This window comes from Vreelandella azerica, assembly GCF_013112225.1.
GTDB classification, from domain to species: domain Bacteria; phylum Pseudomonadota; class Gammaproteobacteria; order Pseudomonadales; family Halomonadaceae; genus Vreelandella; species Vreelandella azerica.
In genome coordinates, this window is record NZ_JABFHI010000003.1 from 276,368 (window position 1) to 292,287 (window position 15,920).

General features: G+C 50.7%; 14 protein-coding genes and 2 pseudogenes. 11 read left to right on the forward strand and 5 right to left on the reverse strand.

The window, feature by feature from the left end; translation table 11 throughout:
- Positions 1–275 precede the first annotated feature (275 nt).
- A protein-coding gene (locus HLB35_RS09165) for an IS630 family transposase (protein WP_171702350.1) occupies positions 276–1,290 on the reverse strand; the annotation gives its coding sequence in 2 pieces (ribosomal slippage) (positions 276–900 and positions 899–1,290; 1,017 coding nt in all).
- A gap of 456 nt (positions 1,291–1,746) precedes the next feature.
- Between HLB35_RS09165 and HLB35_RS09170 the strand changes: the two genes are divergently transcribed.
- From HLB35_RS09170 to HLB35_RS18880, 3 genes and pseudogenes are all read left to right on the forward strand, one after another.
- A protein-coding gene (locus HLB35_RS09170; protein ID WP_171702350.1) for an IS630 family transposase occupies positions 1,747–2,761 on the forward strand; the annotation gives its coding sequence in 2 pieces (ribosomal slippage) (positions 1,747–2,138 and positions 2,137–2,761; 1,017 coding nt in all).
- Between the two features lie 18 nt (positions 2,762–2,779).
- A pseudogene (locus HLB35_RS18875) lies at positions 2,780–3,451 on the forward strand (AAA family ATPase); the annotation flags it as partial.
- An 11-nt stretch (positions 3,452–3,462) separates the two neighbouring features.
- A complete protein-coding gene (locus HLB35_RS18880; RefSeq protein WP_422822440.1) occupies positions 3,463–4,551 on the forward strand; it encodes an AAA family ATPase in 1,089 nt (362 codons plus the stop codon).
- 11 nt (positions 4,552–4,562) lie between these two features.
- Here the strand turns inward: HLB35_RS18880 and HLB35_RS09180 are convergent.
- Positions 4,563–5,578, reverse strand: a pseudogene (locus tag HLB35_RS09180) (IS30 family transposase).
- A gap of 27 nt (positions 5,579–5,605) precedes the next feature.
- Between HLB35_RS09180 and HLB35_RS09185 the strand changes: the two are divergent.
- The 8 genes from HLB35_RS09185 to HLB35_RS09220 all read left to right on the forward strand — a co-directional run bounded on the left by HLB35_RS09185 (position 5,606) and on the right by HLB35_RS09220 (position 12,865).
- Positions 5,606–6,127, forward strand: coding sequence for an AAA family ATPase (locus HLB35_RS09185; protein ID WP_171702351.1), 522 nt, complete (start codon positions 5,606–5,608; stop codon positions 6,125–6,127).
- Positions 6,128–6,341: 214 nt separating this feature from the next.
- The gene (locus HLB35_RS09190; RefSeq protein ID WP_216601466.1) at positions 6,342–7,112 is read left to right on the forward strand and encodes a toll/interleukin-1 receptor domain-containing protein; all 771 of its coding nucleotides are present in this window, start codon (positions 6,342–6,344) and stop codon (positions 7,110–7,112) included.
- Positions 7,113–7,747: 635 nt separating this feature from the next.
- Positions 7,748–8,785 (forward strand): Fic family protein, encoded by a 1,038-nt coding sequence (locus tag HLB35_RS09195; RefSeq protein ID WP_216601467.1) that lies wholly within the window; start codon positions 7,748–7,750, stop codon positions 8,783–8,785.
- Between the two features lie 309 nt (positions 8,786–9,094).
- Positions 9,095–9,388 (forward strand): type II toxin-antitoxin system RelE/ParE family toxin, encoded by a 294-nt coding sequence (locus tag HLB35_RS09200; protein ID WP_171702352.1) that lies wholly within the window; start codon positions 9,095–9,097, stop codon positions 9,386–9,388.
- Between the two features lie 9 nt (positions 9,389–9,397).
- The gene (locus tag HLB35_RS09205) at positions 9,398–9,715 is read left to right on the forward strand and encodes a HigA family addiction module antitoxin (protein ID WP_171702353.1); all 318 of its coding nucleotides are present in this window, start codon (positions 9,398–9,400) and stop codon (positions 9,713–9,715) included.
- Positions 9,716–10,032: 317 nt separating this feature from the next.
- The gene (locus HLB35_RS09210; RefSeq protein ID WP_171702354.1) at positions 10,033–12,213 is read left to right on the forward strand and encodes an OsmC domain/YcaO domain-containing protein; all 2,181 of its coding nucleotides are present in this window, start codon (positions 10,033–10,035) and stop codon (positions 12,211–12,213) included.
- A gap of 134 nt (positions 12,214–12,347) precedes the next feature.
- Positions 12,348–12,572 (forward strand): addiction module protein, encoded by a 225-nt coding sequence (locus HLB35_RS18885; protein ID WP_171702483.1) that lies wholly within the window; start codon positions 12,348–12,350, stop codon positions 12,570–12,572.
- Complete coding sequence (locus tag HLB35_RS09220) at positions 12,569–12,865, forward strand: type II toxin-antitoxin system RelE/ParE family toxin (RefSeq protein ID WP_171702355.1); 297 nt, start codon at positions 12,569–12,571, stop codon at positions 12,863–12,865. The genes HLB35_RS18885 and HLB35_RS09220 overlap by 4 nt, the downstream gene beginning before the upstream one ends.
- 130 nt (positions 12,866–12,995) lie before the next feature.
- On the opposite strand, the gene HLB35_RS09225 is transcribed toward HLB35_RS09220, so the two are convergent.
- From HLB35_RS09225 to HLB35_RS09235, 3 genes are read right to left on the reverse strand one after another with little or no spacing between them, the layout of a single operon-like run.
- The gene (locus HLB35_RS09225) at positions 12,996–14,261 is read right to left on the reverse strand and encodes a nucleoside recognition domain-containing protein (protein ID WP_235937096.1); all 1,266 of its coding nucleotides are present in this window, start codon (positions 14,259–14,261) and stop codon (positions 12,996–12,998) included.
- A gap of 31 nt (positions 14,262–14,292) precedes the next feature.
- Positions 14,293–15,225 carry a LysO family transporter gene (locus HLB35_RS09230; RefSeq protein ID WP_171702356.1) on the reverse strand — a complete coding sequence of 311 codons (933 nt, stop codon included), beginning with the start codon at positions 15,223–15,225 and terminating at the stop codon, positions 14,293–14,295.
- Positions 15,226–15,228: 3 nt separating this feature from the next.
- A complete protein-coding gene (locus tag HLB35_RS09235; protein ID WP_235937097.1) occupies positions 15,229–15,885 on the reverse strand; it encodes a hypothetical protein in 657 nt (218 codons plus the stop codon).
- Between the last annotated feature and the right edge of the window lie 35 nt (positions 15,886–15,920).

Below are 15,920 nucleotides of genomic sequence, written 5' to 3' on the forward strand. Positions count from 1 at the left end.
GCGAGCAGCAGGCATAGGCGTGAACACTTCCGGGATTCAAAATAACGTCAGGCGAAAAGGCCATAAAGATAACATGACCCAGCATGCGCGATGCACGCGCAACCAATCGACACACAATGTGCAAAGTGTGTGGAAGGTGGGAAAGGTGCTCAGTGGCAAGGCCGGGATGACAATCGGTAATTCGCGCTTTTGTATTGGCACCACAAAGGGTGATTTAATTTAGGAGTGATTTATATTATGTCAGTCGGTCGGGTGTTCATGGAGGAACTAAGTAGTTATGCAAAAGTTATCGTGTTATCTACGCCATAACCGTTACAGACGCCTTTCACCGCCTGACAGAGCCTATCGAAAGAGCTATAGGCCGTCAGTGGTAACCAGCGATATTTGATTTCACGCCAAAGAATTTCGATCAGATTCAACTCAGGCGAGTATGGCGACAGATAAATCAGGTGAATACGGTGGGTCATCCAATCAATGATTTTCCGTCGAAATGCCTTGGAGTGATGCATTTTGGCATTGTCTAGCACAACAACAGCGAAGGCATCAGGATCTTTCTGTGCTGCAAATTGGTCAAACGCCTCTATAACCGTTTCACTATTCACCGTGTCCATTGTCATATGATGAAAGAACATCCCTTTTCTGGATAAAAAACCTAATACATTCAATCTCTTGCTATGAGAGTAAGCAGTGACTTCCCAGGGTTGCCCTATTGGGCTCCATGCATAAGGCAGTGATGAAGACTGCGAAAATCCAGTTTCATCAAAGAAGTAAAGATCACAGGTGCCGCTGTCTTCCCATTCTTTCAATGCGTTGATCAGGCCTTGCGTATTGCGGAAATCTGTCTCGTCACGCCGTGCCTTCAGCGAGTAGCGAACACGTTTACAACTGTTACCGTTTTTTTAGAGCACGACGTAGGGTATCTCGACTGACCACTTTCCCGGTTTTTTCTTGAAACTTGGCATGCAGCACCGGCAACTGATGAGGATGATCTTCAACAAGCTGCTGCAATAACGCTATCTCGCCATCATTGAGAAGGTTTGGCCGCCCGTCGCGGGGTTTGTCTTGCAGACCGTCAATACCGTCTGCTTCCCACTGGGATAGCCATGTCGATACCGTATCGCGCTTGACCCCGAGAATGTCACGAATTTGATTGATCGTGTGCCCTTTATGGCTCAATAAGATGGCATGAGCGCGACGGCGTAAGGCTCGCTTTTCACCGTACTGATAAGCGTTATTTACAATGCGCTGTTGGTCTGGTGTCAAAGAGATGAAGCGTAACGGCTTGGACATGATGTATCTCCTCGTTGAGTTACATCTTTATACCCTATAATTATTGCATAGGCACTTAGTTGATGAAGTTTCAGATGTGTTCATCCTCAAGCTGGGTGAGCAGGTATGGCGAACGAAATTCGGCTGGCCAATCTTGTGTGCAGCCTGAAATCTAACAATCGCAGGCACAGCGACGGCTTCTTCATTGCGGCTGCGCCTCCATTACAAAGCCGCGCGTGCTGCGGGCGTTGGGCGTGATAATTAGGGTCTCATATGAGTGACGGAATCAAGAAAATTGACTTGATCAAAAATATGGCGGTTTTTCAGAACTTCCGATGGGCGTCGTCTCTGCGGGATCACGGCAACAACATCGCTGAGTTTAAAAAGATCAACATTTTTTATGGCCGGAACTACTCTGGTAAGTGCCTATGCAATAATTATAGGGTATAAAGATGTAACTCAACGAGGAGATACATCATGTCCAAGCCGTTACGCTTCATCTCTTTGACACCAGACCAACAGCGCATTGTAAATAACGCTTATCAGTACGGTGAAAAGCGAGCCTTACGCCGTCGCGCTCATGCCATCTTATTGAGCCATAAAGGGCACACGATCAATCAAATTCGTGACATTCTCGGGGTCAAGCGCGATACGGTATCGACATGGCTATCCCAGTGGGAAGCAGACGGTATTGACGGTCTGCAAGACAAACCCCGCGACGGGCGGCCAAACCTTCTCAATGATGGCGAGATAGCGTTATTGCAGCAGCTTGTTGAAGATCATCCTCATCAGTTGCCGGTGCTGCATGCCAAGTTTCAAGAAAAAACCGGGAAAGTGGTCAGTCGAGATACCCTACGTCGTGCTCTAAAAAAACGGTAACAGTTGTAAACGTGTTCGCTACTCGCTGAAGGCACGGCGTGACGAGACAGATTTCCGCAATACGCAAGGCCTGATCAACGCATTGAAAGAATGGGAAGACAGCGGCACCTGTGATCTTTACTTCTTTGATGAAACTGGATTTTCGCAGTCTTCATCACTGCCTTATGCATGGAGCCCAATAGGGCAACCCTGGGAAGTCACTGCTTACTCTCATAGCAAGAGATTGAATGTATTAGGTTTTTTATCCAGAAAAGGGATGTTCTTTCATCATATGACAATGGACACGGTGAATAGTGAAACGGTTATAGAGGCGTTTGACCAATTTGCAGCACAGAAAGATCCTGATGCCTTCGCTGTTGTTGTGCTAGACAATGCCAAAATGCATCACTCCAAGGCATTTCGACGGAAAATCATTGATTGGATGACCCACCGTATTCACCTGATTTATCTGTCGCCATACTCGCCTGAGTTGAATCTGATCGAAATTCTTTGGCGTGAAATCAAATATCGCTGGTTACCACTGACGGCCTATAGCTCTTTCGATAGGCTCTGTCAGGCGGTGAAAGGCGTCTGTAACGGTTATGGCGTAGATAACACGATAACTTTTGCATAACTACTTAAAACAACGCTCTCGCGGATTTTCAGAGCTCTCGAAACCGGTACGATCTCAGACAAATATAGTTCACCTGAGTTTCAATTGGCTTTTGATGGCGGCAGCACTGCCATGCAAAATTCATTAAGCAATCATGGTCAAGTCTTTCGGGTTTTCAATGAGGACTTTGTCCGGGACAACCTTCGGTTCATTGTTGATGACGAGCAGACGATTAATTCATTCGCCATCTTGGGGGAAGACAATACAAAGCTTGAGGAGGAAATCGAAAAGCATGAAGTCGAACTTGGCAGCGAAGAGGACAAGTCTGGACTGCTGGGAGAATTCCACGGGGCTGAAGAAAAATTCAAAGGAGCCCAAAAAGACCATGGCGACAAGTCGTCAGAATTGGAGGGAAAGTTACGTGATAAAGCCAATAAGGCAGGCACTGGAATCAAGCACAATAAAACGTTTGGTGATGCCAACTACAATGTTCCTAAAATAAAAGCAGACATCTCGACTGTTACCAAAGACACTTATTCTCAGCTTTCTGATGAGCAGGTTGTCAAGTTTCATTACCTTCTCAGAGAAGAACCCAAATCAGAAATCCCTGAATCATCAACTTTCAATCTACAATACTCTGCTATCGATTCAAAAACTAAAGAGTTAATCGAAAAAAGATTCAGGCATCTGATCCCATTCAGGAATTGCTAAACGATGCGGCTTTGGCCACTTGGGTGAGGGCTGGTCGGGGCCACCATCAAGAGAAAAGAGATACGTGTGCATTTTGTGGCAGCGATCTTCCTGACGATTTGTGGGAGAAGCTGGACAAGCATTTTAATCAGGAGTCTGAAGAGCTTCGTCAAGCATTGGAAACCCTGCTTGGATCGATTGAACATGAGCGGTCACGAGTTCCCAATCTACTGAAAATCAAGAATTCTGATTTCTATTCTAATTTCTCCGCTGACTTGGATTCGCTGGCAGAACAGTTATCAACCCAATCAACTTCTTACTGTACAAGCCTGAACTTCATAAAAAAGCAGATCGAAAAACGGAAAAACGACATTTTTACACCTCTCGAATTTGATGCACCTGAGTCCGTTGAAGATGCTTTGAATGCGGTCAGGGATTCGTATGAGCAGCTCAGAAACGAATCTAACCAGCTTACAGCTTCACTAAGCGCCGATCAATCTAAAGCTCGTGCAGCTCTCCGCCTCCATGAGGTTTATACATTCATAAACGACATTAAGTATGGAGACGAGTGTACGGCCATTGAGGGATTGAATGTGGCTATGGGCAAAGCGGAGGACGCTAAAAACACCGCAAAAGAAAAAGTTGATGTAAAACGAGAAAAGATCGCTGAACTGAAGGCCCAGTTAAAAGATGAAAGCAAGGGAGCGGATCGGGTAAACGATTATCTGAACAATTTTTTCGGCCACCAGTCACTCTCACTCAAAGCCATTGAAGAAACCCCGGGGGACGCGTCATCTGGATACCGGTTTGAGGTAACTCGAAACGACAAAAAAGCATTCCATCTCAGCGAGGGCGAATGCAGCCTGATAGCTTTCTGTTACTTCATGGCTAAGCTTGAAGATATAGAAACTAAAGGTAACCAGCCGATCATCTGGATCGATGATCCCATTTCCAGCTTGGATGCAAACCATATCTTTTTTGTCTACAGCCTTATTAATGCTGAGATTGTAACGCCGGAGAAATATGAAGATGGCGGTGAGATCAAGGAACGTGACCGTTTTAAGCAGTTATTTATTTCGACTCACAATCTGGATTTTTTGAAGGGCGGATGCAGGCTCTGAGTGCAACACACTCATTGGATGGTTGATGGGCTTTCATGGTACTTGGCCATCAGCTCGCTCATCACTTCTATCGGACATTTAAAATCAAAGCGTTTTCGAGGCCGCATATTCAGCTCAAAGGCAATGGCATCCAGCTCTTCCTGGCTATGTACTGAAAGGTCTGTTCCTTTCGGTAAATATTGACGGATAAGGCCATTGATATCTCGTTGGCTCCCCGTTGCCAGGGGCTATGGGGATCGCAAAAGTAAATCGCAACACCGGTTTCTTGAGTAATTTTTGCATGGTGTGTCATTTCACGCCCCTGATCATAGGTCATGCTTTTTCGAGCGGTGGTCGGCATTCGGTTCAGAGCAGCACTAAAGCCTGCTACAGCGGATGTGGCGGTGGCGTCGTCCATTTTTGCGAGGATCAGATAGCCACTGCTAAGTTCTACCAAGGTGCCTACCGCGGACGCGTTATTCTTACCTTTGATCAGGTCGCCTTCCCAGTGGCCGGGCATTTCACGCTTACTGACCTCGGGCGGACGTAAGTGAATGCTGACCATGTCAGGGATCTGACCACGTCGATCCACTTCGCCACGGCGAGGCTTACGCGTGGTTTTTCCTTGTCGCAAACAGTGAATCAGCTCCTTGCGCAGGTGGCCAACGGGCAGTGCATAAATAGCCGTATATATCGTCTCTCGGCAGACGTAGGCATCGCTTAGGTCAGGTAATTTCATGGCCTTGAGCTTGCCGCTAATCTGTTCGGGAGACAAGCGTCGCCGCAACATATAAACGATGAGGTCAAACCGCTCGGTGCCTGGCAAAAGCTTACGCGCAGGACGACAGACCACTCGACGCTTTTCTCGCTGACGTTGGGCGTGCCGGGCACAGTAACCGTTCTGGGCCATTTGGTTACGGCGTATTTCACGAGATATGGTTGAAGGAGCTCGCCCTAAGAGCTGGGCAATATGCCGAAGGCTCATCCCTTGGGCTTGACCCACTTGGATGTTGGCACGTTCTTCAATGCTGAGTTCGAGGTAAGACATGGGACAACACCTTAGCGAAATACTCAGGTGTTGCACTCAGTTTCTGCGGCCAAGAAGTATCTGAAGAGGCTTCCCGGCGCTTTGAAAAAAAACAAGTCTCAATACTTTATCATTGCCCGAGCAGATCAAGTCAGTGACATTTCATTAATGCCTCGATACCTGAAAGACTACGTCACGGAGTTTAATTATCTGTTTCATCAAATTTATAAATGCGCCTACGCCCAGATCGAGTGTGATGAAAATCATGATTGCTACTACAACTTTGGGAATAATGCCCGAAAGTTCCTTGAAGCATTCTTGTACTACAAATACCCCAATGCCGTAGAAAAAGATGATAAGTTGGCGCGTTTTTTCGGAGATGATGCATTGGCTGCGTCACTAACGGATCGCATCAACAATGAGTTCTCCCATTTAGCGGGTGTATTTGAGAGGAGTGTTTTACCTATTGATGTTCCAGAGATGAAGACAACAGCAAACTTCATTTTGCGGAAAATCAGGGAAAAGGACCCCGATCAGTATTCAGCATTGCTTCAAAGTATCGGCGAATAAAACGCCCAACTTTAGCGTTACGTGTACAAAAACATCCTTTTGGAGCTGGGCCTTAGATGAGAGCTATAGAGAAAATAGAGCTGTTGGAAAAAATTGCTCAAGAGCTTCAATCCCGAATGACATTTTCGGAAATAGACATCTTTTTGATGCTCACAGAGTCGAGTACACTGGGATAGTTCCAAGTGCCAACAGCAAACGCATTTACGCCAAGGAAGTGCTGGCAAAAGAGAGTGACGATCTAATCTTGAAGATCGCAGAAGAGCTTGAAATTCTACATAATTTTTCAACGAAATTGCCACTCGAAGCAACTTTCTGGAAACCAGGCTTCTTTCGACTATTCCTCACCCATCTTGCTTCATTCAAGGTTCAGACGTCTCACCTACAATCAGTTCTCAAAAGATATGCTATATCCGCTTTCGTTGCTCATGAAGATATTGAACCATCTCGGGAGTGGCAGCAGGAAATTGAGGCAGGGCTCGCAACGATGGATGCGCTTGCGGCTATCTTAATGGATGGTTTTAAAGAGAGTAATTGGTGCGATCAAGAAATCGGCGTGGCCGTCGGTAGGGATGTTTTAATCATACCAATCCGAAAAGGCATGGACCCTTATGGTTTTATTGGAAAGTACCAAGGTATTCAAGGGGTAAACAAAACCGTCGGTGAGGTTGCTGAGCAAGTATTTATCACGATCGTTAAGTCTCCAAAAACACGATCTAAAATGTTGCTCGCATTATGTAACGCCATAGGTCAATCAACAGATATTGGTGAGGCACTGGATAAAGTTACCATTCTGAAGTCCGTCGATGCTGTCCCGCAGGATAATCTGGAGAACCTGAAGGACAGAGTGAAAGACAACAGTGTCCTATCTGAATCTGAAAAGTTCTTGGCATCATTTAATGAAATGCTCGCAAAATTTGGAGTCGCTAAGCTTGTGCTAGTCGAGACAAAAGCTGAAGTAGAGTGGGACGATGACATACCATTCTGATCTAGACCCACGTAACAAGTACGGTCAAGGGACGCTCCTGACGTCGCGCCCCTGCCGTTGGCGTTATATCAGCATTACCTTAACTTCCGCTTTTGGCCGATAGCGGCCAAGACACCTGTGGTGATCAAGAACCTCTTCATTCCCAGCATCGATGAATTTGCAGTGGAGATACGCCTTCAGTCTTGAGCGGAGGCGAGATGGGCAAGTATCAGCGTTGGCAAACTACTGTATGACTAGGTTGCGAGGCGGTGCTATGCCCTCTTATCTACTAAAATTCTGATCATTAGTATTAATTTATCGTGCCCTTCCATATACTAATCTGACTAAAATTAGTAACAAAGGTGGTCTCGATGAAGGTACCTGTCTCTCCACCACCTAAAGAAAGGCTGCTTGAGCTGCTTAAAAGTGGTGATATTGCGAAAATAGCGTTGCTATTCGGTGGCACGGTGGGGCCGACAGACAGCAAAGGGCGTTACCTGCACTGGGACAAGCTCAGGCATCTGGCGATGCCAGAAGGTTATGATGCCGAGCTTTACTGGCTGGCCATGCGCCATGCGCGGGAGAGTATTTCAAAAGACCTACCCTTCAAAGACAAGCAGGGGGCGCCCTTTCGGTTTTGCGTACCGGATACCGTCATGCGCGATATCCTCTGGATAAGCGAAAATGCCACGGGCGCTATCCAGGCGGACAGCCGCATCTCAGACCCGCAAACAAAGCAAACCTACCTGATCAACTCCCTGATTGAAGAAGCGATTAGCTCCAGCCAACTGGAAGGCGCTGCCACCACCCGCCAGGTGGCCAAGGATATGCTGCGTTCAGGCAGAGCACCAAAGGATCATTCAGAAAAAATGATTCGTAATAACTACAATGCCATGCGCTTTATTCGCGAGTACAAGGATGAAACGCTCACAAAATCAATGATCTGTGAACTGCATAGAATAGTGACAGAAGATACCTTACCTGCTGGAAACGAAGATAAAGCAGGTGTTTTTCGCGGGCAGGATGACGATATCAGGGTTTACTCACTGGATGACAAGCTGCTACATACGCCGCCAGCCTATCAACAGCTTGATGACCGTATTCAGCAGCTATGTGACTTTGTTAATTCAGAAAGTGACAGCGGGACGAGTTTTATACCGCCGGTTATCAAGGCCATTGTTGTCCACTTCATGATTGGCTATGACCATCCCTTTGTGGATGGAAATGGTAGAACAGCGCGGGCGCTTTTCTATTGGGTGATGGCGAAGGAAGGGTATTGGTTGATGGAGTATATCTCCATCTCCCGGGTGTTAAAGCAGGCGCCGGCACAGTACATGGCGGCTTATCTGCACACTGAAACGGATGGTAATGATGTGACCTATTTCATTATCCATCAGCTTGAAGTGATCAAAAAATCGATTGCTGACCTGCATCGCTATCTTGCAGATAAGGCAGGCGAGGTCAGAGAGGCTGAAAAAATTCTCAAGAAATCACAGCTCAACGGATTACTGAATCACCGTCAATTAGGGCTTTTAAAAAATGCGCTGGATAATCCAGGCATGGAATACACGATCAAGTCCCACCAAAATGCGCATGGCATCGCGTATCAAACGGCACGCACCGACTTGCTGGCGCTAGCGGACAAATACCATCTACTGAAAAAATACAAAATCGGTAAAAAGACGTTTTTATAGCGCCTGCTAATATGTTGAGTCTGATAAAAAAATGATGCAAGGCTGTACTCAATGGCAAGCATGGATGACGACGGCACGGGGGATGTAGTACTGGTGAACCATTCCCGAATCCCCCAGTTCCGTCATTCCCGAATGGAGTAATCGGGAACCCACCTTGACCTTTCTCGCCAGAGCCTGAAACCCAAGGTCAACATGGATTCTCGCTAAAAGCCTGCGGGAATGACGGGGCGACGGGCCGCACGATATGGTCGCGTTAATCTCAATCTTACTTGCATTGTTGTAGCATGAATACCGTGCTACCGTTATACCATGATCATTCATTTCAAAGATAAAGGCACGGAAGACGTATTCAACGGAGTGGCCTCAAAGGCCGCTCGTAAAGTATGTCCGCAGTCTTTGTGGCGAATCGCGTCAATAAAGCTCGAATTACTTGATTCTGTTGTGCATAGAGATGAGTTAAAAGTTCCTCCAGGTAACCGCTTGGAATCCTTATCTGGCGACAGAAAGGGGCAGCACAGCATTCGAGTGAACGATCAATACAGGATCTGTTTTAAATGGACTGACGCTGGGCCCGACGAAGTAGAGTTAACTGATTATCATTAGAGGTGAAGTATGGTCCGCATTCCTACACATAGGCAGCCGACTCATCCTGGCGAAATGCTGGTAGAGGAGTTCCTGCGTCCAATGCACATTACGCAGCGCCAGCTAGCAGATGCTATTCATGTTCCTTATCAAAGGGTTAATGAACTAGTTAATCAGAAGCGTGGTATTACGCCTAGCACTGCGCTGCGTTTGGCTCGGTTCTTTGGTGTCTCAGCCGATTTCTGGTTGAACCTGCAAATCAGGTGGGATCTTTATAAGACGCAACAAGCCGAAGAAGATGAATTGGCGGAAATTCAAGATGTCACGCACTGGAAAAAGGTTGTTTAACCCTACAATTTACGCAGCAAATCGACTCGTCGTTGGATACTGTCATTCCCGAATGGAGTAATCGGGAATCCACCTTGACCTTTCTCGCCAGAGCCTGAAACTCAAGGTCAACATGGATTCCCGCTAAAAGCCTGCGGGAATGACGGGGTGGTGAGTATGCGGGAATAACGAGCCCTCCCGTCGTTTGACTGTCTCAGAAATTACTTGGATATTTCGTCCGCTCGCTACACGGCCCAAGACGTACCGGGGTAAAAACTGGATAATGGCGCCATTCGCCAATGCAATGGCGCACCTCATTCCTTTATCCGGGACTCCGCATGGAAATTAAAGTCAATTATCTCGATAACCTGCGTCTGGAAGCCAAGTTTGACGACTTCAGCGTTATCTCTGACCAGCCGATTCGCTATAAGGGCGATGGCTCGGCACCGGGGCCGTTTGATTACTTTCTGGCGTCGTCCGCCATGTGTGCGGCGTATTTCGTCAAGGTCTACTGTAATGCCCGGGGTATTCCCACCGAAAATATCCGCCTGTCCCAGAACAACATTGTCGACCCAGAAAACCGCTACAAGCAGATCTTCAAGATCCAGATCGAGCTGCCGGAGGATATTTCCGAGAAAGACCGCCAGGGCATGTTGCGCTCGATTGACCGCTGCACGGTGAAAAAGGTGGTGCAGACCGGGCCAGAGTTTGTCATCGAGACGGTCGATAATATCGACGAGGACGCCCAGGCGCTGCTGATGGGCGCCCCAGAAGGTGGCGAGACCTATATCGAAGGCAAGGACAAGCCGCTGGAAGAGACCATCGCCACCATGAGTGGCCTGCTGGCCGACCTGGGCATGAAAATCGAGATTGCTTCCTGGCGCAACATCGTGCCCAACGTCTGGTCGTTGCATATTCGTGATGCGGCGGCGCCCATGTGCTTTACCAACGGCAAGGGCGCGACCAAGGAAGCCGCGCTGTGTTCGGCGTTGGGCGAGTTTATCGAGCGCCTGAGCTGTAACTTCTTCTATAACGATCAGTATTTCGGGCCGGAGATCGCGGGCAGTGAGTTTGTCCACTACCCCAAGGAGCGCTGGTTTCAACCAGGGCCGAATGATGAACTGCCGGAAGGGCTGCTGGATGAGCACTGTCTGGCGATCTACAACCCGGAAGGCGAGCTGCGCGGCTCGCACCTGATCGATACCAATTCCGGCCGCGCCGACCGTGGGATTGTCGCGCTGCCGTTTACCCGCCAATCCGATGGCGAGACGGTGTATTTCCCCTCCAACCTGATCGAGAACCTGTTTCTCAGCAACGGTATGAGCGCGGGCAATACCCTGGCGGAAGCCGAGGTGCAGTGCCTGTCAGAGATTTTCGAGCGAGCGGTCAAGCGGGAAATTCTGGAGCAGGAACTGACCCTGCCTGATGTGCCCGCTGAAGTGCTGGCCCGCTACCTTGGCATCGTGGCAGGTATCGAGGCGCTTGAGGCCCAGGGCTTCCCGGTGCTGGTCAAGGATGCCTCCCTGGGCGGGCAGTTCCCGGTGATGTGCGTGACCCTGATGAACCCGCGTACCGGCGGGGTGTTTGCCTCTTTTGGCGCGCACCCAAGCTTTGAAGTGGCGCTGGAACGCAGCCTGACCGAGCTGTTGCAGGGGCGCAGTTTTGAAGGCCTGAACGATTTGCCGCTGCCGACCTTCAATTCCCAGACGGTCAGCGAGCCGAACAACTTCGTTGAGCACTTTATTGATTCCGTGGGCGTGGTGTCCTGGCGCTTCTTCAGCGCCCGGGCGGATTTCGATTTCTGCGACTGGAATTTCTCCGGTTCCACTCAGGAAGAAGCGGACACCCTGTTCGGCATTTTTGAAGACCTTGAAGCCGAAGTCTATGTGGCCGTGCATGAAGACCTGGGGGCGCCAGTCTGCCGTATTCTGGTGCCGGGGTATTCAGAGGTCTACCCGCTGGAAGACTTGATCATGGATAACACCAACAAGGCGCTGGCGTTTCGTGAGGATATCCTCAATCTGCATCGCCTGGATGATGAGCAGCTGGCAGCACTGCTGGAACGCCTGGAAGACAGCGAAGTGGATGAGCATAGCGATATCATCACCCTGATTGGCATCGAGTTTGATGAAAATACCGTCTGGGGCCAGCTGACCCTGCTGGAGCTTAAGCTGTTGATCCATCTGGCGCTTCAGGAGCATGAGGCGGCGCTGGAGTATGTGCAGATGTTCCTGCAGTACAACGACAACACCGTTGAGCGCGGGCTTTTCTATCAGGCGGTAAATGCGGTGCTGGAAATTGTCCTTGATGATGAGCTGGCGCTGGAAGACTACCTGCCTAACCTGACACGCATGTTTGGTGAAGCCACCATGTCAGCAGTGGTGGGGTCGGTCGCGGGTGAGGTGCGCTTCTTTGGTCTGGAACCCACCAGCATGGCGCTGGAAGGGTTGGAGCGCCACCAGCGCCTGATCGAAAGCTATCAAAAACTCCATGCCGCGAGGGCAGCAAGGGCTAGCTGATGTCACAATCCGGGCAGCCTGCTGTTTATGGTTGCCTGGAAGGGGTGATAGGTAATAAACCGTTATGTTGGCGGTGGCAGCGGGTATTTATCCGTGCCAATATTGAGTGATACGTGAACGAGAGGTTTCTTTTAATGAATCTCCAGAAAATTGCAGACGAAGCGCTTCATCTGCCCAAAAAAGAACGAGCTCAGTTGGTTCAGCGCCTGGTGTTGAGTCTGGAGTCTCCTTCAGAGGAAGAGCTCAGGTCAGACTGGCTACTCGAAGCCGAAAGAAGGGGGGAAGAGCTCGACAACGGGTGGGTACAGGCTGTCTGCAGTGAGGATGTTCTAAGGAAGGCTCGAGCCCTGATCAAATGAAGTATTCCTTCCACCCGGCAGCGGAAGCCGAGTTTTTGGAATCTGTTGGTTATTACGAATCAAAAATTCCAGGGCTGGGCGGTGCCTTGATCGAGGAATTTGAGGCCCTTGCCAATCTAGTGGGTGAGTCACCATGCGCCTGGCAAGTTGAATTAAAGCCTGATATTCGCAGGGCACCGCTGCACAGGTTTCCGCTATCCATCGTTTACCGAGAGAAGCCGGATGGCTTTCAGGTTCTGGCGGTTGCCCATGATCGTCGACGCCCTCAATATTGGCTTGAAAGGCTTAAGTGATAAGTCACTTCGTTACCGGGCTAGAAGGCACTTATCGACATTGCGTTTCGCCATTCTTAGGTGGTTCAGGAAGACCTGGCATTGATGGTTTAAGAACCACATGCCCAAAGCCTAAAAAACATCCCGGTTCCTAACCAAAAAACCAGTAGCACACCAGAATGGCGGTGATGATGCCTGCCGCATCGGCAAACAGGGCGCAGCCGAGGCCGTGGCGGATGCGCGTGATGCCGACGGCACCAAAGTACACCGCCAGTACGTAGAAGGTGGTTTCGGTGCTGCCCTGCATGGTGGCGGCAAGCAGGCCTGGGAAGCTGTCGACGCCGAAGGTGTCCATGGTTTCAATCATCATGGCGCGGGCGCCGCTGCCGGAAAGCGGTTTGACGAAAGCCGTGGGCAGGGCATCGACAAATTGGGTATCCCAGCCCACGCCTTCAATCAGCCAGCGAATAATGCTCAAGCCGCCATCCAGCACGCCGCTGGCGCGCAATACGCCCACCGCCACCAGCATGGCAATCAGGTAGGGGAGTAGCGTAATAGTGAAGCTGACGCCCTCCTTGGCACCTTCGATAAAGGCATCGTAGACCTTGACCCCGCGCAGCGCGGCCACGCACAGAAACAGCATGACAATACTGAACAGCGTCAGGTTACCCACCAGGGTAGAGGCGGCGGCCAGCGCCTGAGCGGACATGCCGGCAAGTGTTGTCAGCAAGAGCCCCAGACTCAGAGCCGCGGCCAGCAGGTAGGCCAGGATGACCGGCTGCCAGAGTTTGATGCGTTGCACGATAGCTACCACCAGCAGCCCGGCCAGGCTGGAGGTACTGGTGGCCAGCAGAATAGGCAGGAAGACCAGCGTCGGGTCCTCAGCGCCCTGCTGGGCGCGATACATGAAGATGGTCACTGGCAACAGTGTCAGCGAGGATGTATTGAGCACCAGAAACAGAATCTGGGCGTTGCTGGCGGTATCGCGGCTGGGGTTGAGTTCCTGCAGGGAGTGCATTGCCTTAATGCCAATTGGCGTGGCGGCGTTATCCAGGCCAAGAATGTTGGCGGCAAAGTTCATGCTGATCAGCCCCATGGCGGGGTGGCCGGGCGGTACTTCAGGCATCAGGCGGCTGAACAGTGGGTCAAGCGCGCGCCCCAGCAGGCGGATCAGCCCAGCTTTTTCGGCTATCGACAGAAACCCCAGCCATAGGGTCATGGTGCCCAGCAGCACCAGAATGATATCCACGCTGACCCTGGCCATATCAAACAGCGACTGGACCAGGCGGGCGAAGACTTCATGATCACCGCCGATCAGCCATTGCCACAGCGAGGCGGCAAAGGCCGCGATAAAAAGCTTAACCAGATGCCGTTTAACATGGTGCCAAAGCGTCCTTGCGTGGATGAACAGGCTCAATACGTATGCTAGGCCATTTTTTAGACGACATTCACCCCGATAACGATAAAAAGAACAGAATCAGCGGTGGCGACAGCAGGGACAGAATAAAGCCGCTGACCACGGCGACCGGTACGCAGGCCACGCCGCCATGCTGCTGAATCACCGGCAGGGTGAAGTCCATCGAGGTCGCGCCGCCATAGCCAATCGCCATGGCGGTGTAGCGGTGAATCACCAGAGGAATCAGGATAAAGGCCAGCAGCTCACGGGTCAGGTCGTTGAAAAACGCCACGCCACCCATCAAGGGGCCAAGCTGATCGCCAATCAGAATTGCCGAGAGCGAATACCAGCCAAAGCCAGCGGCCATGGCCAGGCCTTCGTTCCACGGTAAACTCAGCAGCGGTGCCGCCGCCAGCCCCGCCAATAGTGAGCTGGCCCCCAGCGTTACCGCTATGCCAAGCCCCATGCGGTTCAGCAGGATCTGGCGCAGCGGCATGCCGGAGTTGCGCAGCTGGCAGCCAATCAGCGCCAGCAGTGCATACAGCACCCATTCCGCCAGGCGGTCAGCGGTATCAAACAAGATGTCGCCAACGGTTGGCCCCAAGAGCAGGCCGATAATGACGCCAGCGGCCACCACTGCCACCAGCAACAGCGAACCCTGCATGGCCGCCAGTTTGCTGGTGGGGGCGTCGTTGATGACTGGCGAGGTGCCTGCCTTGAGCTTGAGATGCCGTGATAGCCACCACAACGCCACCAGATTAAATAAAGTGGTCAGGGTAAACAGTAAAAGCGCTTTGCTGCCCAGAGCGGAAAGCTGGGAGGCCAGGTTTTCAAGCCCGGCAAGGCTGATGCCCATGAGCAGCAGGATGACGTACACCGAGCCATTGACGGCGTGATTGATAACCGCCTGCCAGCTTGGTTGGCGCACAGGCACCAGATAACCGAGCAGCAGCGGCAATAAAACGATAACGAGTCCGGAGAGCATAAATCAGTCTGTGCTATCACCCAGTGAATTCAGCCGGGTGAGGGTGATATGGGTATTGCGCTTGCCATCTTTCTGGTAAAGCGCTTCGAGGATTAAGCCTGGGTAATCGGCATGAAAGCTGATACGCAGTTGGCGATCAGGTTTTTCGTTATCGAACAGTATCACAGACTGAGTATCAAATTCGCCAGCGGGCACCTTGAGGCGGTGGATATCAGCCAGGTAGTAGCTGAAGTGCTCGTTGCGGCCACGGTGGTCGGCAAAATACATATCGCAGGGTGCCTGAACAGTACAGGTCTCGCTACCCGCGCGCCTGGCCAGGTCGATAATCGCGGTCTGTCGGTCCAGGACGGTAAGTTCGCTCGCCCTGAGCTGATAGCTATCACCGATACCGAGGACTGAATAACTGCTGTCATACATCAAGGAGTGCGTGTTGGCTTCATCGGCAGTAAAGCGGCTGCGTTCCTGGCCCCGTGCAATGGTGATGGAAAAGCGCATATCACTGAGCCAGTGCTGGCTTTCCTCGCTCAGCTGATGGGTAATGGTGGCACCTGGCCAGCCGCTCACTTCCAGACGATATTGGGCTTCAAAGGGGGCCAATGGCTGAAGATCACCCTGCGTAGCGGTGTTGTCAGCCACGGCCAAGCCGCTAACCGGCGGCATCAGGAGCGCAGTACTAGCGATCAGGGCTTTCAGCC